This window comes from Halarcobacter anaerophilus (genome assembly GCF_006459125.1).
GTDB lineage: Bacteria > Campylobacterota > Campylobacteria > Campylobacterales > Arcobacteraceae > Halarcobacter > Halarcobacter anaerophilus.
Map to the genome: position 1 here is coordinate 1,542,645 of NZ_CP041070.1, position 15,516 is coordinate 1,558,160.

25 protein-coding genes and 3 tRNA genes are annotated in these 15,516 nt (G+C 30.6%); 21 read left to right on the forward strand and 7 right to left on the reverse strand.

What is annotated here, in order from left to right; translation table 11 throughout:
* The first annotated feature begins 7 nt into the window (after positions 1 to 7).
* From AANAER_RS07525 to AANAER_RS07620, 20 genes are all read left to right on the forward strand, one after another.
* Complete coding sequence (locus tag AANAER_RS07525; protein ID WP_129081671.1) at positions 8 to 241, forward strand: hypothetical protein; 234 nt, start codon at positions 8 to 10, stop codon at positions 239 to 241.
* Complete coding sequence (locus AANAER_RS07530) at positions 231 to 1,100, forward strand: hypothetical protein (RefSeq protein WP_129081672.1); 870 nt, start codon at positions 231 to 233, stop codon at positions 1,098 to 1,100. Before AANAER_RS07525 ends, AANAER_RS07530 begins: the two co-directional genes overlap by 11 nt.
* Positions 1,087 to 1,506: a hypothetical protein gene (locus AANAER_RS07535; protein WP_129081673.1), complete on the forward strand. Its 420-nt coding sequence runs from the start codon at positions 1,087 to 1,089 to the stop codon at positions 1,504 to 1,506. Before AANAER_RS07530 ends, AANAER_RS07535 begins: the two co-directional genes overlap by 14 nt.
* Positions 1,482 to 2,375, forward strand: coding sequence for a hypothetical protein (locus AANAER_RS07540; protein ID WP_170218435.1), 894 nt, complete (start codon positions 1,482 to 1,484; stop codon positions 2,373 to 2,375). Before AANAER_RS07535 ends, AANAER_RS07540 begins: the two co-directional genes overlap by 25 nt.
* An 11-nt stretch (positions 2,376 to 2,386) precedes the next feature.
* Positions 2,387 to 2,821 (forward strand): hypothetical protein, encoded by a 435-nt coding sequence (locus AANAER_RS07545; RefSeq protein WP_129081675.1) that lies wholly within the window; start codon positions 2,387 to 2,389, stop codon positions 2,819 to 2,821.
* Positions 2,822 to 2,911: 90 nt separating this feature from the next.
* Entirely contained in the window at positions 2,912 to 3,448 is a 537-nt protein-coding gene (locus tag AANAER_RS07550) for a hypothetical protein (protein ID WP_129081676.1), read from the forward strand.
* A gap of 4 nt (positions 3,449 to 3,452) precedes the next feature.
* Positions 3,453 to 4,355, forward strand: coding sequence for a hypothetical protein (locus tag AANAER_RS07555; RefSeq protein WP_129081677.1), 903 nt, complete (start codon positions 3,453 to 3,455; stop codon positions 4,353 to 4,355).
* The gene (locus AANAER_RS07560; RefSeq protein ID WP_129081678.1) at positions 4,355 to 5,680 is read left to right on the forward strand and encodes a hypothetical protein; all 1,326 of its coding nucleotides are present in this window, start codon (positions 4,355 to 4,357) and stop codon (positions 5,678 to 5,680) included. Before AANAER_RS07555 ends, AANAER_RS07560 begins: the two co-directional genes overlap by 1 nt.
* 31 nt (positions 5,681 to 5,711) lie before the next feature.
* Complete coding sequence (locus tag AANAER_RS07565; protein WP_129081679.1) at positions 5,712 to 6,107, forward strand: four helix bundle protein; 396 nt, start codon at positions 5,712 to 5,714, stop codon at positions 6,105 to 6,107.
* A complete protein-coding gene (locus tag AANAER_RS07570) occupies positions 6,104 to 7,381 on the forward strand; it encodes a reverse transcriptase/maturase family protein (RefSeq protein ID WP_129081680.1) in 1,278 nt (425 codons plus the stop codon). The genes AANAER_RS07565 and AANAER_RS07570 overlap by 4 nt, the downstream gene beginning before the upstream one ends.
* Entirely contained in the window at positions 7,366 to 7,782 is a 417-nt protein-coding gene (locus AANAER_RS07575; protein ID WP_129081681.1) for a hypothetical protein, read from the forward strand. Before AANAER_RS07570 ends, AANAER_RS07575 begins: the two co-directional genes overlap by 16 nt.
* 1 nt (position 7,783) lies before the next feature.
* Complete coding sequence (locus tag AANAER_RS07580; protein ID WP_129081682.1) at positions 7,784 to 8,053, forward strand: hypothetical protein; 270 nt, start codon at positions 7,784 to 7,786, stop codon at positions 8,051 to 8,053.
* A 21-nt stretch (positions 8,054 to 8,074) separates the two neighbouring features.
* The gene (locus AANAER_RS07585) at positions 8,075 to 8,515 is read left to right on the forward strand and encodes a phage holin family protein (RefSeq protein ID WP_129081683.1); all 441 of its coding nucleotides are present in this window, start codon (positions 8,075 to 8,077) and stop codon (positions 8,513 to 8,515) included.
* Positions 8,515 to 8,712 (forward strand): hypothetical protein, encoded by a 198-nt coding sequence (locus AANAER_RS07590; protein ID WP_129081684.1) that lies wholly within the window; start codon positions 8,515 to 8,517, stop codon positions 8,710 to 8,712. Before AANAER_RS07585 ends, AANAER_RS07590 begins: the two co-directional genes overlap by 1 nt.
* Before the next feature lies 1 nt (position 8,713).
* Positions 8,714 to 9,040 (forward strand): hypothetical protein, encoded by a 327-nt coding sequence (locus AANAER_RS07595; protein ID WP_129081685.1) that lies wholly within the window; start codon positions 8,714 to 8,716, stop codon positions 9,038 to 9,040.
* Positions 9,015 to 9,254 (forward strand): hypothetical protein, encoded by a 240-nt coding sequence (locus tag AANAER_RS07600; protein ID WP_129081686.1) that lies wholly within the window; start codon positions 9,015 to 9,017, stop codon positions 9,252 to 9,254. Before AANAER_RS07595 ends, AANAER_RS07600 begins: the two co-directional genes overlap by 26 nt.
* An 88-nt stretch (positions 9,255 to 9,342) precedes the next feature.
* Positions 9,343 to 10,038: a glycoside hydrolase family 19 protein gene (locus tag AANAER_RS07605; RefSeq protein WP_129081687.1), complete on the forward strand. Its 696-nt coding sequence runs from the start codon at positions 9,343 to 9,345 to the stop codon at positions 10,036 to 10,038.
* A gap of 12 nt (positions 10,039 to 10,050) precedes the next feature.
* A complete protein-coding gene (locus AANAER_RS07610; protein WP_129081688.1) occupies positions 10,051 to 10,404 on the forward strand; it encodes a hypothetical protein in 354 nt (117 codons plus the stop codon).
* Between the two features lie 73 nt (positions 10,405 to 10,477).
* Entirely contained in the window at positions 10,478 to 10,741 is a 264-nt protein-coding gene (locus tag AANAER_RS07615; RefSeq protein WP_129081689.1) for a hypothetical protein, read from the forward strand.
* On the forward strand, positions 10,731 to 11,939 hold the full coding sequence (locus AANAER_RS07620) for a tyrosine-type recombinase/integrase (RefSeq protein ID WP_129081690.1): 1,209 nt from the start codon (positions 10,731 to 10,733) through the stop codon (positions 11,937 to 11,939). The genes AANAER_RS07615 and AANAER_RS07620 overlap by 11 nt, the downstream gene beginning before the upstream one ends.
* Positions 11,940 to 12,031: 92 nt before the next feature.
* On the opposite strand, the gene AANAER_RS07625 is transcribed toward AANAER_RS07620, so the two are convergent.
* The 6 genes from AANAER_RS07625 to AANAER_RS07650 all read right to left on the reverse strand — a co-directional run bounded on the left by AANAER_RS07625 (position 12,032) and on the right by AANAER_RS07650 (position 13,841).
* Positions 12,032 to 12,108, reverse strand: a tRNA-Met gene (locus AANAER_RS07625).
* A 202-nt stretch (positions 12,109 to 12,310) separates the two neighbouring features.
* On the reverse strand, positions 12,311 to 12,913 hold the full coding sequence (locus AANAER_RS07630; protein ID WP_129081691.1) for a hypothetical protein: 603 nt from the start codon (positions 12,911 to 12,913) through the stop codon (positions 12,311 to 12,313).
* A gap of 13 nt (positions 12,914 to 12,926) precedes the next feature.
* Complete coding sequence (locus AANAER_RS07635) at positions 12,927 to 13,169, reverse strand: hypothetical protein (protein WP_129081692.1); 243 nt, start codon at positions 13,167 to 13,169, stop codon at positions 12,927 to 12,929.
* A 7-nt stretch (positions 13,170 to 13,176) separates the two neighbouring features.
* Positions 13,177 to 13,554, reverse strand: coding sequence for a PLDc N-terminal domain-containing protein (locus AANAER_RS07640; RefSeq protein WP_129081693.1), 378 nt, complete (start codon positions 13,552 to 13,554; stop codon positions 13,177 to 13,179).
* 120 nt (positions 13,555 to 13,674) lie between these two features.
* A tRNA-Met gene (locus tag AANAER_RS07645) sits at positions 13,675 to 13,751 on the reverse strand.
* A gap of 15 nt (positions 13,752 to 13,766) precedes the next feature.
* A tRNA-Gln gene (locus AANAER_RS07650) sits at positions 13,767 to 13,841 on the reverse strand.
* A gap of 111 nt (positions 13,842 to 13,952) precedes the next feature.
* On the opposite strand from AANAER_RS07650, the gene AANAER_RS07655 reads away from it, so the two are divergent.
* A complete protein-coding gene (locus tag AANAER_RS07655) occupies positions 13,953 to 14,984 on the forward strand; it encodes a bifunctional 3,4-dihydroxy-2-butanone 4-phosphate synthase/GTP cyclohydrolase II (protein ID WP_129081694.1) in 1,032 nt (343 codons plus the stop codon).
* A 9-nt stretch (positions 14,985 to 14,993) separates the two neighbouring features.
* Here the strand turns inward: AANAER_RS07655 and AANAER_RS07660 are convergent, their stop codons facing one another.
* On the reverse strand, positions 14,994 to 15,488 hold the full coding sequence (locus tag AANAER_RS07660; RefSeq protein WP_129081695.1) for a hypothetical protein: 495 nt from the start codon (positions 15,486 to 15,488) through the stop codon (positions 14,994 to 14,996).
* Positions 15,489 to 15,516: the final 28 nt, after the last annotated feature.

Consider the following 15,516-nt stretch of genomic DNA (forward strand, 5'->3'; position numbering starts at 1 on the left):
GTTTATTATGAGTGAAATTATTGAAACTATAAATAGAATATTAGTTGAAGAAAATGCCAAGCCTTTAAAAAATGAAAATGATTTACTAATTGACAGTGAACTTGACAGCTTTGGGTATGCAATTTTATGGATTGAATTGAATGAAGAATATAAGTGCTTCCCAGTTGAATATGTAAATGAAATAGACTATGAAACATATAAATTAAAAGATTTAATTGAAAGAATACAAAATGCAAGTTAAAAAGTATTTTTATAAAACTGCTGACTTTTTCAATAAAGATAAAAAAGCAAGATATATTAGTGAAACACTTGGAAATAGAAACTCATATATGAATGAAGTTTTTTATAAACTTTACAAAAAAGAGATAGAGAGTTTAAAAACAACAGGCAATACAGCACTTCTTTATATAGCTGGAGCTTGTGAACATCATTCAGCATCAAGAGACTGTATACAAGTTTTAAAAGGAGCTATGCCAGTTAAATCGCAGCTAGGCTATATTGCAAGTAAAACAGCAAAAAGAATGGGAAATATTTCATATCTTTCAATAAATGCAAATGCATGTGCAAGTAGTCTATATGCACTAAAAGAAGCAAAAGAACTTTTAAATCAAGGCTTTGATGATGTTTTAATTTATGGAGAGGAATGGGTAGAAGAAGTAGAGCTTATGCTATTCAAACAACTAAATATAGATTTAGTATGTAGTGATGGATTTTTTATTCTTCAGTTAACTAATAATTGTAACAATCCAATAGCAACAATAGAAAATGTAAATTGGATTTGGAATAATGATAAATCACCTTTTGAAGTAACTAAAGAGGGCTATATAAATTCTATGTTACCTTTTAAAGACAAGCAAATAGATTTAATAAAAATGCATGGTTCAGGAACTGCCCAAAATGATAAAGCTGAACTTGAAGCTATTAATGAACTATTTGAAAATATAGCAAGGATTGAATACAAAAGTCAAATAGGACATTCACAAGGTGTTAGTACCGGTGTTGAATTATGTAAACTACTAGAAGAGCAGAAAGATAAGTCAGTTTTAGTAAATGCATCCGGGCTTGGTAATTTTTATGGAAGCTGTTATGTTAGATTATAAAATTACTCCTATATCTGAAAATGATGCATATACTATAAATAAAACTCTGTTGAAAGAGCTAAAAGATAAAAGACTATTTAAAAACATCCTAATGCATATTAGAAAAGGTATAGCTATTAAACTAGAAGACAATAGTGAAATAGCCGGGTTTTGTTTAGCAAAAGAGTTTAATACACATTTTAGTCTAAGTTACTATTACATATATGAAAAACATAGAAAAAAAATTGGTTCTTTTTTCTTTTTTTCTCATTGTTTAACTAAGATGAAAAACAAACCTATATATGTACAAAAAAATAAAAACTACAAAATGTATGAAAGATATTTTAATACTACTACACAAAAAGGAATTATTAGATTTAAAGGATTAAGAGAGGACTCACAATGGGTGGAGTTGTTAAAAAAATAGTCGATACAGTTAAAAACGTAGTTGATGAAGTGGTGGATTTTGTTGATGAAACCGTTGATAAAACAATTGATTTTGTTAGCAATGTAGTTGAAGGCGTTGCTAAAAATGTTCAGAATATGGTAAAGGGAATTGCTTCCGGAGATTGGAACCAATTTAGAGATTCATTTATTTCCCTCGGCACAACAACTCTCTATGTTGTGGCTGGAGTTGTAGGTGCAGTATCAGGACAAGCTTGGCTAGTAGCAGCTTCAGTTGTTGCCCTTGATGGACAATATAATCAAGGACAATTAGCTGCACATGTAGTTTCTACAGTAGGGAAAGTAGAAAGAGAATTATTTGGTTCTACTTTAATCCTGGATAATATAGATATGATAACTACAGCAATAGTAGTAGCAGGTAGTATCTATGCAGGAGGAAAAGGTTTTGGTATTATAGCTGATGCTGCAGGAGTATCAAGCTATTTATCTTCTACAAGTTTCCAAATAAGTTCAGGAGCCTATTCAGTATATAATGCATATACTCAATGGCAAGATGCATTAAGTCTTTATGATGAATTAATGGCAAATTATCAACAATGGCTGCAAGAAACATATGCAGAAATTGCAAGATTCAATAACCTGTGGGATTTAGTTTACGGTGATATTAATATTTTATATGAAGCACAACCAGGAGGATATCTTTTTAATTCAGAAGCTGGGAGTGATGAATATAGTATCAGTTCAATACATGAACAATGTTCTTATTTATTAGGTTTAAATCCTCACAAAGATGTTGATTTAGATAAGATGATGACTGATATATCCGATATAGACTATGTATCATTAAATTTTAATGATATTTTACCAGATGTAATAAGATATGAAAATTAAAAGGAGACAAAATGGCAACAGATAGTAATACATTTTTAGATTGGGCAAATGGCCTAGATTTTTCAAATAGTTTATCCTCAACAACAGAGGATGCAACTACAGCATTAAATTTTGATACTAACAATATAATGAATAAAAGCCTAGGAAATAATACAGGCCAAAGTTATACTGATATGTATTTTAATAATAACCCTTCAATTGAAACAAATGCAAATGCAAATACTGAAAATGGTTTTGATTTTTCAAATATGTTTACAAGTGAAAATCTTGGAGGCACACTTAAAGGTATTGGTGCTGTTGGTGGAGCTTTAGCAAGTATATATGGAGCATCTCAACAAAAGAAATTTAATGAAGACATGTTAGACATGGAGAAAAAAAGAGTTAATCGTGAATATGCGAAAGCTGATGCACAACAAGCCGAATATGACGCAGTATGGAAATCTTAAATTTAAAGGCTAAAACTTTTTAGCCTTTACTCTTTAAATTAAATAAATACCCACCTAGTTTCATATAACATATTTAAATAGTATTTCCACATGAGAACAATAACTGGAAATATAAAAATCTTAGCAGATCAAGATTATGCATCAAAAACACTTGAATTTATTTTATGTAATAAATATGGTAATCAATTAAGTGCTCTCGATGTAGATGGTCAAATAGCTACTAAAAAAACAGTCGCTACAGATACTTCAGGAAACTTCACTGTAATACTTTATGAAACAGAAGAAGCAGAAATCCCAATGTTTTACAAAATGGTTTTTGTAGAGAATGAGGATATTGAAGATATTAAACTTTTTATCCAAAGTGGAGATAGTGATATCGACTTTTTAAATCTTATATTTCCTATGCCAGAACTTAATATGTTCTATGAAGATATTAATGGGGCAATTGTCTTCAAAGATATTGTATTTGATATTTTTGAAAGATTTTTCGTCAACGAAAATATATTTATTAACAATGATGAAAAAAATTTAATAGAAGAATTTATTAAATATGCAGATAACACTAGAGATAGTGAAATAATTGAAAAGCTGGATCAATATTTAGCAACATTATTACCAAAGGAGTAAACTAATGGAAGAACAATCTTTTATTCAAAATGTCAATGCTGTTGCGGCACAGCTTGGAGTTTTGATTAATCTAAACAACAATATGTCAAAGATAGCTCTTGAACCAGCAGAGGTGACAGCTATTATTGAAGTTAAAAAACAGTTAGATGAGATATTGCTTGTAACCCAAAAAGAGGAATCGGTATCTTTAAAGCATCAAGAGGTGCTTATAAATGCACAAGCAGTATTGTCTCAATACAATACTATTCTTAATCTAAAGCAACAAATAGATACAGAACACAATGAGGTGTTGCAAAAGCATAGCGAAGTAGTAACTTTAGCACAGCAAGTCAATCTTAAAAACAGTGAAATTAAAAACTTATCAGTTGTTCTACTGCTACTTGATGAAAATGAAGCACCATATCAAGACTATAACGCTATTTCTGGGAAACTCACTATTGCTATACCTCGTGGCAAAACTGGGGATAAAGGGGATGAATTTAGGATAGATGAATACGGACTTGCATCTGAACAAAGTGATTATGATGGTATGTCAAAAGGTTTTAGCTTTTTTGCTATGGATAGTGAGCTTTTATATTTTAAGCTTTCAGGTACTACTGCGGATTGGAGTGGTGGTATCTCTTTTGGAAAAGGTGCAAAAGGTGATGATCTGGAAATATCTTCTATAGATGATAATGGTGACGGCACTTTTACATGGCACTTTAGTGATGGTACTGATTACCTTACTCCATCCCTTGAAGGTGCAAAAGGAGATAAAGGAGATGCCCCAGAGCATGAATGGGTAGGATCAACTGCAATTAGATTTAAAAATCCCGATGGAACATGGGGCGATACAGTTGATGTAGGTGCTGTAATAGCAGATGAGCAAGATATGAATTACACATTAAATTTAACGGGAGCGATATAATGGGAATTAAAACAGAGCTGCTATCAAAAGCAAATGACATTGTTGCAAGCAGTACAGATGCAAAAGAGTTGGCACTTGCAAGTGCTATAGTTAAAAATGTAGCGGAAGCTGAGGGTGTGGTAGATGAAGAGATTTATACAATAGGTACTGCTGGATCTGTAGGCTTTGGTGTAGGAGCTGTAAGAGATTGGCAGATGCCAGCAGGCTTTATAAAACTAGCAGGTCACGATAATCCAGTAAGTGAAAACTATGGTAATGTAACAGATATGAACGGATCGGTTATGGTAGCTATTCCAAAGTTCTACTTCAAGATAGAAACAAACAATGTTCTTATATCAAGCAAACTAAAAGCTGGGTATGTAGTACACAGAGCTTTTATCAATGAGGGGAAAGAGCATGACTATATATTTGTTGATAAATACGGGTGTGGAAATGTAGGCGGAGTATTTACTTCAAAAGCTGGACTTGATCCGTGTTCTACTCATGCAGATCATAACCCTATAGCAAGTTTAAAAAACACTCCATCGAATACCTATGGAGGACTGTATAGTGCTGTTAAAACAAGAGGAGATAAACACTTCTTAACTTCCAAGTTTATATACAGTGCTTTAGCTATGTTGGCTTTTGCACATGGTAAAGCTGCTACAACTACAAGTGCGTGTGCATTTATAGATGTAGACCCAAAGATGCCAAAGGGAAATCTAAACAGTGCACTATCAGATGTAAACGATACAAGTGTGGTGTTTAGTCCAAGCGGATATAGCAACTGTGCATTAACTGGAAGTGGTAGCCCTTTTGCAAAAACAACTCACAACGGTCAAGAGTGCGGTATCGCAGACCTAAATGGTAATATGTGGGAAGTTGCAAGTGGATTCATAAGGACAGATGCAAACGGATTCTTGATACTAAAAGAGTCTGTAGACATTACAAACATATCTAGTGATGATACCACTCAAGCAGTAGGAGGAGCTTATGATATAGATCTATATGATGTAATAGATATAAGTGATGTAGTAAATGCAAATGACGGATGGACTTATCTTGGAAATGGTGCAAATCAAGTTTTTGCCATGAGTACAGACAGAACATCAGCGGATTATAAAAGAACTGCACTTGGTATACCTCTTGCTACTGGACACAGTGCCACAGGTACTATAGAGTTTGGAAATGATGGGGTCTATAGATACCTAAGAGATGAAATGGCTTGTCGGTGCGGTGGTAGTTGGGGTTACTCTTCTGGTGCTGGTGCTTTTGCCATGTATCTGGGCAGTTACCGTACTCACTCGAATGACAGTGTGGGTGGTCGTGCTTCTGTGCTTGTGTAAGAGCGAACGATAGTGAGTGGAGAGAAATAAAATGGGGATACATTCTGAAGCAATATTAAATCGTAAATATATGGAGATGATTAAGCTATTAAATATATATCTTAATCACTTTCCAAAATTTGAGAAATATGCCTTATCTAATAATATTAGAAATACCGCATATGAAGTTTACGATTTGATAACAGAGTGTCAAAAAAGATACTTCAAAAAGACTTCACTTACTTCTCTTGATGTTACACATCAAAAACTAAGAATGCAAATATATCTAGCAAACGAGCTTGGATATTTTGCATTTAAAGATGGAAGAAAAGATACTAAGGTAAATCCTCAAAAAAGATTTTTAGCTATTACAAAAGTAATAGATGAGATAGGCAAGATTATCGGAGCTTGGATCAATAAGCTAAAAGATAAAGGTAATTTCAAGTGAAAAGTTTAGGTCAATATAACAATATGAAAAATGACAGCGTGGCTTGTCAATGCGGTGGTAATTGGAGTAACTCTTCTAATGCTGGTGCTTTTGCCATGAATCTGAACAATAACCGTACTAACTCGAATAACAATGTGGGTGGTCGTGACTGTGAATCCAAACCTGAAACTGCAATGGTAGATACTGGATTCAGAGGGGTATGTTGTCCTGCACTAAGCGAAATCAATACTTTAAAAAGTCTTTCAAGTAGCAATATCGAAAGTCAGACTAAAACAAGTAAAAGAATAGGATATCTATTCGATAAAACTTTCACTGTGGATAACCTTTATGAAGCTTTTTTGGTAGCAAGAAAAGGTAAAAGAAATAAAAGAACCACACTAAAGTTTGAGATGAATTTAGGTGCGGAACTTCAATCTTTACACGATGAACTACATAGTGGTACTTACAGACCAAGAGCATACAGTCAGTTTAAAGTGTATGAACCAAAAGAGAGAATAATAAATGCTCCAGCATTTAGAGATCTTGTAGTACAACATTGCATCTATAAAGCTATATATGAAATATTTGATAATAGTTTTATAGATACATCTTATGCGTGTAGAAAAGGCGGCGGAACTCATAAGGCTAGTGAATATACACAAAAACAGATGAGGAAATATAGTGGAGAGCTATACTATGCAAAACTTGATATAAAAAAGTTTTTCTATTCAATAGATAGAGATATATTAAAAAAGCTTTTTGAAAAGAAGATCAAAGATAAAAGGCTTGTAGATCTTATGTGTGAGTTCACACAGATGAACGGAGATAAGGGAATACCGATAGGAAATTTACTATCTCAACTATATGCACTTATATATCTTAACCCTTTGGATCACTTCATCAAAAGAGTACTAAAAGTAAAGAGCTATGTGAGATATGTGGATGACTTTGTGATGATAGGTCTTGCCCTGGAACAAGCCAAAGAGTTTAAAAATAGATGTGAGAAGTTTGTACAAGATGAGCTAAAGCTTGAGTTATCACACTGGCATATTCAAAAGATTAAAAAGGGTATTAATTTTGTAGGGTACAGAACTTGGAAACGAATCAAGTTTGTTAGAAAACACAGTATGTATAAAATGAAAAAAGCGATAAAGAAATTTAAAATTGAGTCAATAATCTCTTTAATAGGTCATGCAAAAGGTACTGGTAGCATAGCTTATTTTAGAAAACTATTGATTGAATTTCAAATTTTAAATTTATTACCAATAAGGAGTGTAAGATGGTTAAATATGTAGAGTTTGACAAAGTTAATATGGAGCATACTGTATTAGAGTTTAGAGGTGGAAGTGAAAATGTGGTTGTTACAGGTTTCACGGGGGAAAATGTAGTGGTTAATGTTGTATCTATTGCAAGTGATGATGAATCAAAGATTGATGAGCTTATAGCTTCACAGCCGAGTGAAATCAACTGTAGAGAAATCCTTCAAGACGAATTCAGAACTTTAGTTAAAGATAGCGAACAAATTAAAAATATCAATAGGCAAATAAAAAATACGATTGCTAAAAAATATGATTTCGCCGACGAAATTGCAATGGGTAAAAGAGCAACAGATGATTCAAAAAGAATCGAATACGATACTTTTGTAGCGGATGCATTAGCTAAGGGAGATGAAATAAAGGCATCTATAGGCTACTAAAATGACACTAGAACATCTAAATAAAAACTATATTTATAAAACAGATAAAGAGCAGTACGGAGTACCTGAATATTGGGAAGAGATGAAGCCTGATAGCAAAGGTAAGTTTATCGGAGATTGTTGCAAGGGTCATGACAAATCTTGTAGTACATCTAAGTTTTTTAAATGTTTAAAATCAAAATTGGGATGGTTTCATGCTTCATATATAACAGCAGGTGGTGCTATTGGGTGTTGGGTTAAATATACAAAAAAGATATTTAAAAGAATTTAGGCAGCAGGAAGGATAAGAAGAATGATAACAGAACATGGAATAGGTGGAGTTGTTACTTATAATGGTTCAGCCATAGCGGTTAGCTCTTTTTTTGTATATTTAGGTTTAGATAAAGAAGCTATTTTATTTTTTGCAGTGCTTTTACTTATCGATTATATTACAGGATTAGGTAAAGCTCTTGCAATAAAAGAATCTATCACATCTAATAAGATGAAATATGGAATCTTATCTAAACTATCTTTACTAATTATTCCTATTACTGTTGCAATAGCTGGTAAGTCTGCAAATGTTGATATGACATATATTATCTATGCATCTATGAATGTATTAGTTTTAAGTGAAGTATATTCAATAATTGCAAATATCTATTCTATGCGAACTCATAAAGAGCTGCCTGAGTTTGATGTAACAAGATTATTAGCTAGAAAGATAAAAGTAATACTTTTGAGTTGGGCTGAATAATGTATTCTGATTATAAAACTACAACAACATATTTTATAGTAATTATTGCTTTTGTATATGCTGTATATATGGATAAACCAATATTAGTCAATACAATTATTATACCTATGATTATCATGTGGATAATTTTGAAAACAAATTCAAAAGAGCTTATGAAAGATTTGATAAGTGTATTAAAAGATAAATGGAGTAAATAAGATGTTTGATAGTTCTAAAATATATATTTATATTGCAATTTCTGTAGGGATATTATCACTATTAGGTTATGGATATTATTTAAAATCTGAAAATGAGATATTAACTTTAAATAATCAAACTTTAAAAGTAAATCAAAAGCAGATTATAAGTGCGTATGAACAATCCATAAAAGTTCTTGAACAAAAAGCTTTTGAAGAGGGATTAAATAAACAAAGTGCAAAAACAGCCGAAGAGCTAAATAGAAAAGTAGCTGAACTATCTAAGAAGAGAGGGGAAATAAATGAAAAAGATATTGATTCTAATGTTTATGTTATTACTTCTTTTTAGTGGTTGTTCTCAAAAAGAACCACAAATAGTTAAAGAACCAGAGTTTATATGTGTCAAGCAAGAGTTATATCCTTATGGTAATGAAATAAAACTAAGAGTACATCCAGATGATTTATCTTTGTTTGAGAAAAGAAAAGAATATTATAAAAAAAGAGCTAAACACTATGAAGAACAAGTTCTTAGAAATAATGAAAGATGTAAGGAAAATAAATAATGTATGACCTAAGACAAAAAGAAGATGTGAGATGTTTGTTTCCTAAAGCAGGATATATTATTAAGAGAATACTTGAAAGGGTATCATAATGACAAATATAAAAGATATGTTAGTTATTTTATTTCCAAAATCTGATACAGTAGATATAGAATATGTAGCAAATATTATTGAGTTTAAGTGTCAAAACTTCGGATTAAATACACCTCTTAGAGTTGCACACTTTTTAGCACAGGTTAGGGAAGAAGTAGGAGCAGAGCTTAAACCTATCTCTGAAAACCTAAACTATAGTGAAGAAGCTTTAATAAATATATTTAAAGCCTTTAGAAATAATCCAGAACTTGCAGATAAATTTGGTTGGGATGAAGATACCCCTATTGCAGACCAAGTAAAGATTGCAAACTATGCTTATGCAAATCGTAATGGTAATGGTGCTGCTGATTCAAATGGAGATGGAGATATTAACGAAGATGATGACGGTTGGAAATATAGAGGTGCAGGAGCTTTACAGATAACTGGCAAAGGCAATTATATAGAAGTTCAAAAAAGAATAGATAAATATATAGTTGGCAACTCTGTAAATATTTTAAATGGAAAAGATATTCATACATTAAAAGGTTCTATTCTAGCTGCTGCTGGATTTTGGATATGGAAAGATATCTATAACGATGCCGATTTAGGAACAGATAGTTATGCAATAGACCATGTAACTGCAAGAATTAATAAACATACAGATTCTTATTCGCATAGAAGAGAGCATTTTGAGAAGATTAAACATTTAATCTGACTTGAGAAGAATATGGCACTAGATAACAAAAAAGATAAATTAGGACTTTTAGCTTTTAAAAAAACTAAACAATTAAATGCTCTTATTCAAGAACTACGAAACACTACAATTGGTTCATTAAATGAAGATGTAAATGCTAATGCAAATGCTATAATACAAATTGATGAAGCTCTTACAATAATTAATGCAAAGATAGATTCACTATCAAATTTGTTCGGTATTACATACAATACTGATGGAACTATAGCAACTGAAAGCTATACAACACATACTCATAATTATGAAGATACTACTATAAATGACACTGTAGATGGTAGTGGAAGTGAAACAGCCACACAAAAAGAATCAGGAGAAGTTAATACATAATTGTTACGGATTAACAAACTTTTAAGTTTAGAAGTTATAAACTTCTATTAATAAAAGTACGGAGTAACAAAAAATGATGGATAAAGATAGAGAACTTCTTCTTACAATATTATCTGAAGTTAGAGAGATAAAAGAGGATAATAAATTCCTTAAATCTCTAGTTCCAGAAGAATTATCACTATCTGAATTATCAAATATGACTGGGAAAACAGCTAATACATTAAGAAAATATATAATTGCCAATTTTGAACCAGAAGAAGATTATGAGAAAAAAAGTGGTAAAATATATGTGAAACAAGATGTAGTGCTTCGTATAAGGAGACATTATGCGAGGTAAAGGTTGGGATATTCCCAAAAAACGAAATAAAACTACTGGCGAACTTGAAGACGGTAATGTTATTTATGTTCTTGGAACAGTTGATGGTAAGTTCTACAGAAAATCAACTGGTAAAGAAGCAACAAAATTAAATATTGCATGGATAAAAAAGAATGCCAGAGAAGTTCTTTTAAAACTTATAAATAAACAAAACACTAAAGTAGAAAAAACTAGCTTAGAAGAATATGGTTTAAAGGTTATTGAAGCTACTGCAAGAGGTAGAAGTATTTCTACTCAAAAAGAGAAAAAAGGCTATTTCAATAATCACATATTGCCTTATTTTAAATCTAAAGGTTTTACATATATTGAAGATATTAAAACTACAGAAATAGAAATGTGGCAAAACCATATGTTAGATAATAAGTCTTCAAGCACTGCAAAAAAGTGCAAAGATACTTTTGCTCTTATTATGGATAAAGCTGCAGCAGATGATATAATTAATAAGAACTATGTAAAACTGGCTTACAGTTTTACTGTTACTACAGAAAAAAGAGTTCCATATACTCCAGGTGAAGTTACAACTCTCATAAAAGAGAGTGAAGGCTGGTTTAAAGTATTTTTATACTTGATATTTAGTACAGGAGTTAGAACTGGTGAAGCTCTTGGTCTTATGTGGGATGATATAGATTTCAACAATGGGTTTATTGATTTAAAGAGATCTATTACAAAAAGTAGAGTAACCACAAAAGAAGGTAATACTAGTACTGAAGATTTCATACAAAACGGTTATAAAATTGTAGAAAACAACAATACTAACAAAACTAAAAATCATACAAGACTTATACCACTTGATGATACCACAAAAAATATTTTAATGGAATATTATCAAGAAAGAACTCAAGATGAATGGATTTTTGTAAGTAAAAATAATACCTGCTTTAGTGATAGCAAAACAGTAAATAAATACTATTGGAAACCATTACTATTTAAAACAAAAATTGAAGATAAAGATTTATATACATCGAGACATACATATGTAACCATTATGAAAAATAATGGTGCAGATGAAGCTTGGCTTAAATCTGTTGGCGGATGGACACAAAGTTCTAAAGTGCTAAATGATGTTTATTTTACTCATGAAAGTAGTAAAAAAGATATCAAGTTAGCTAATAATTTTTTCCATATAGTAAATGAAAAGGAAGATAAAAAACCATGTTAATGTTTGCCGAGTTTTTGCTGAGTAAGTTGTTTAGTTTATTTGTTAGAATAGTTATGATATCTAACCAACCCTACGTTTTAGGGCTTTTTAAATGGTGTCAAGAGAGAGACTTGAACTCTCGACCTCCGGCTTATGAGACCAGCGCTCTAGCCAGCTGAGCTACCTTGACATAAGATATCATATATTTGATAGTTGCTAAAGTAGGATTAAAACCTACGACCTCAGGCTATAAGAATAACCGTCTGTCTTGCAACGGACGAAATTATAAGAATTTATCACTTAATATTTACTTAAAAATCTTACAAAAATGTAATTTTTTTTAATTTTAGAATATGTGCAGTTCTTTTAAGTTTTTTCTTGTTAAATATTTATTATTTTATATTTTCAAAAAATAAATTAATTTCTTTTGTAAGCTCTTGAGATTTAACACTTAATCTTTTTGTCAAATTTTTCCACTCTTCATCTTTTTGATAATTTATCTTTATTCTATTGCCTAAAATATCATTTCTATACTCATTTTGATCCTCTATGTATTGATGAAGTAATTTTGCTATTTTTGACGCTCCTATCATTTTTAGTTTTCTTTTAGCTATTGTTGTTTCATTCATAGCATGAATATAGTTTTTTTTATTTTCTAAAATCTTATTCTTTAATTCTGTACTTAATTCGTTGTAATACTTATTGGCTTTTTTTATTGAATAAATACTATTTTTAAATAAATAAAATTCTTTTGAAAAATTATTTATATAAATTAGTGTTTCCTCCAATATTTCATACTTTTTTTCTAATCTAAATTTTTTATTTTCTCTTTCATATTGCTCTTTTATTTTTCTTAATTCATTTTTGTTATTTAAAATTGTTACTGTTAATGTTCCTATTACACCAATAAATGCTCCTAATCCAATTTTTACTATATCATGTATAATTTCATATTGTTTTGCAGTTTCATTAAAAATTTCTGTAGTAGTTGTCATTTTTGTCCTTTTTTTAATTACTATCTTCATATCTATAAACAGCACTTCCACTTATAGATATTGATTCTTTAATTTTTTCAAGAGTGTTATTTTTATACTTTTCAATTTTTTTAGTTTTTGGTTTTTTAATCGTTTCTTCTTTTATATCTTTGCTTTTATTTATTTCAAGCTCTTGTGAATCATTTTTTAAAAAGTTTTCTAAGTTGCCTGCAAAAAGTATTGAAGCAGTAAATAAAAGTATTGTCAATTTTTTCATTCTACTTTTACCCTTTTTTTGTTATTTGTATTTCTTCAAAGTCTAAATATAACATCCCAAAAAAAGGTGCTAAAAATAGAGTTATTAACCAGCAGACTTTATTTATATCTTTTTTAAAATCGTTTTTTAATACTGAAATAATAGAGTAGAACCAGAATAGTAAATTAATAAGAATTAAAACACCAAAAACTAAAAAAGTAAATGTTGTTAAATTATTTATCTCTTTCCAAAATAATTCTTCATCTAGGCACATGTATCCCCAAATATTATGAGTCGCATATATTAGATAAGATATTAATAGGCTTTGTAAGATTAAAGTTATTACTAACCAAGTAGGACGATAAGGCTTTTCAAAGTTGATTTCTTTATCTGAGTTTATTTGCATTTTATTTTTATCCTCTGTTTTGTGAGAGAATAATTATATAAGAAAAATGATTATAAGCTAATTTATTTTATTTATGGATGAAAGTATAAGTTTGGAAAACTATTTTTGTAGGATTTTGATTGGTTGCGGAAGCAGGATTTGAACCTACGACCTTCGGGTTATGAGCCCGACGAGCTACCGGACTGCTCTATTCCGCGCCATTGACTAAAAAGTGGATGGGGTAGCAGGATTCGAACCTGCGGATGACGATACCAAAAACCGTTGCCTTACCACTTGGCGATACCCCAACTTTTTAAGTGCCGAAATTATAGTAAAATAATATTATTATGTCAAGGGTTTTTAGATTAAATTTTGAAATTTTTGATATAATTTATAAAATTAAAATAGAAGAAGAGTTTATGGATTCAACAAGAAGAGTTAAAGAGGCTATTGAAGAGATTCAAAAAGGAAATATGGTCATTATGCTAGATGATGAGGATAGAGAAAATGAAGGTGATTTGGTTTATGCAGCGCCTTTAAGTACTCCTCAAAAAGTTAATTTTATGGCAAGTCATGCAAAAGGTTTGATTTGTGTTTCTGTAACAAAAGAGACGGCAAATAGATTAGAATTAAATCCTATGGTTGCTGCAAATACATCATCATATGAAACTGCATTTACCGTTTCAGTGGATGATGCAGATGCTGCTACGGGAATTAGTGCAGGAGAAAGAGATAGTACAATTAAAATATTATCAAATCCCATTTCTCAACCTGTTCAACTTGTAAGACCGGGGCATATATTTCCTCTTATTGCAAAAGACGGTGGAGTATTAGTTAGAACAGGGCATACGGAAGGTTCTGTGGATTTATGTAAATTGGCGGGACTTAACGGGGAAGCTGTAATTTGTGAAATTATGAAAGAAGACGGTACTATGGCAAGAAGAGATGATTTGGATATTTTTGCCAAAAAACATAATTTAAAACAGATATATATATCGGATTTGGTAGAGTACAGATTATCTCATGAAAAACTTGTTGAAGAGATTTCCTCAAAAGAATCAAGTTTTTTTAATACACCGACAATAAAAAGAGAATTCAAAGATCATTTGGGACAAATACATACAACTATACAATTTGGAGAGTTAAAAGATCTTACCCATGTTAAATTTCATACGATTATTCCGGATATAGATCTTTTCTTAAATGATGAGAAACTTCACTCAATGTTAAAAACAATAAACTTTCTACAAGCAAAAGGAGGATTATTGATATTTTTAGATGAAGATACTGTAAACAAAGAATCACAAAAAGATTTTGGAATAGGCGCACAGATTTTAAACTATCTAAATGTTAAAAAAATAAAGTTAATGACAAGTGGAGGGAAACACTCTTTTGTTGGACTTACAGGGTTTGGTTTGGAAATTGTTGAAGAGATTCAAATAGAGTGTTAGAGTAGGGGTTTAGATTACTCCTACTGCTTTTTTTACAAGGTTAATTTGATTTTTTATTTCATCAATTTCTTTTTTCCCTAAAGAACTATTCTTTTTAAAAAAATTTGATTCTTCAATTATTTGAACTCTTTTTTCAAGTCTGCTTATTGCGGCATTTCTCATTTCAAAATCTTCAATAGCTAGATATTTTTTAGGGTCTTGATTTATGACTCTTTTTAATCTATATTCAAAAAGGTGTCTATTGTCACTATTCTCATTGAAATATGTACATAAGTATTCATATATTTCATCATTTGAAGATTCATATCTTTTATATATTATATTTGCATAATCATTTAAATATTTGTCATAGTTGTTATAATCAATAAAAAACTCTTTTATTTGATGCTCTTCTAATGCCTCTTCTTGAATATCGTATCTTTTTTGAAGCATATGTTTTGCGCAGAGATATATTACCTCTTTTTCATCTTTTTGTAATGTTGATAAAAAGTCTGCTAATTTCATTTTAAAACCTTATATAAATAAAAAAAGG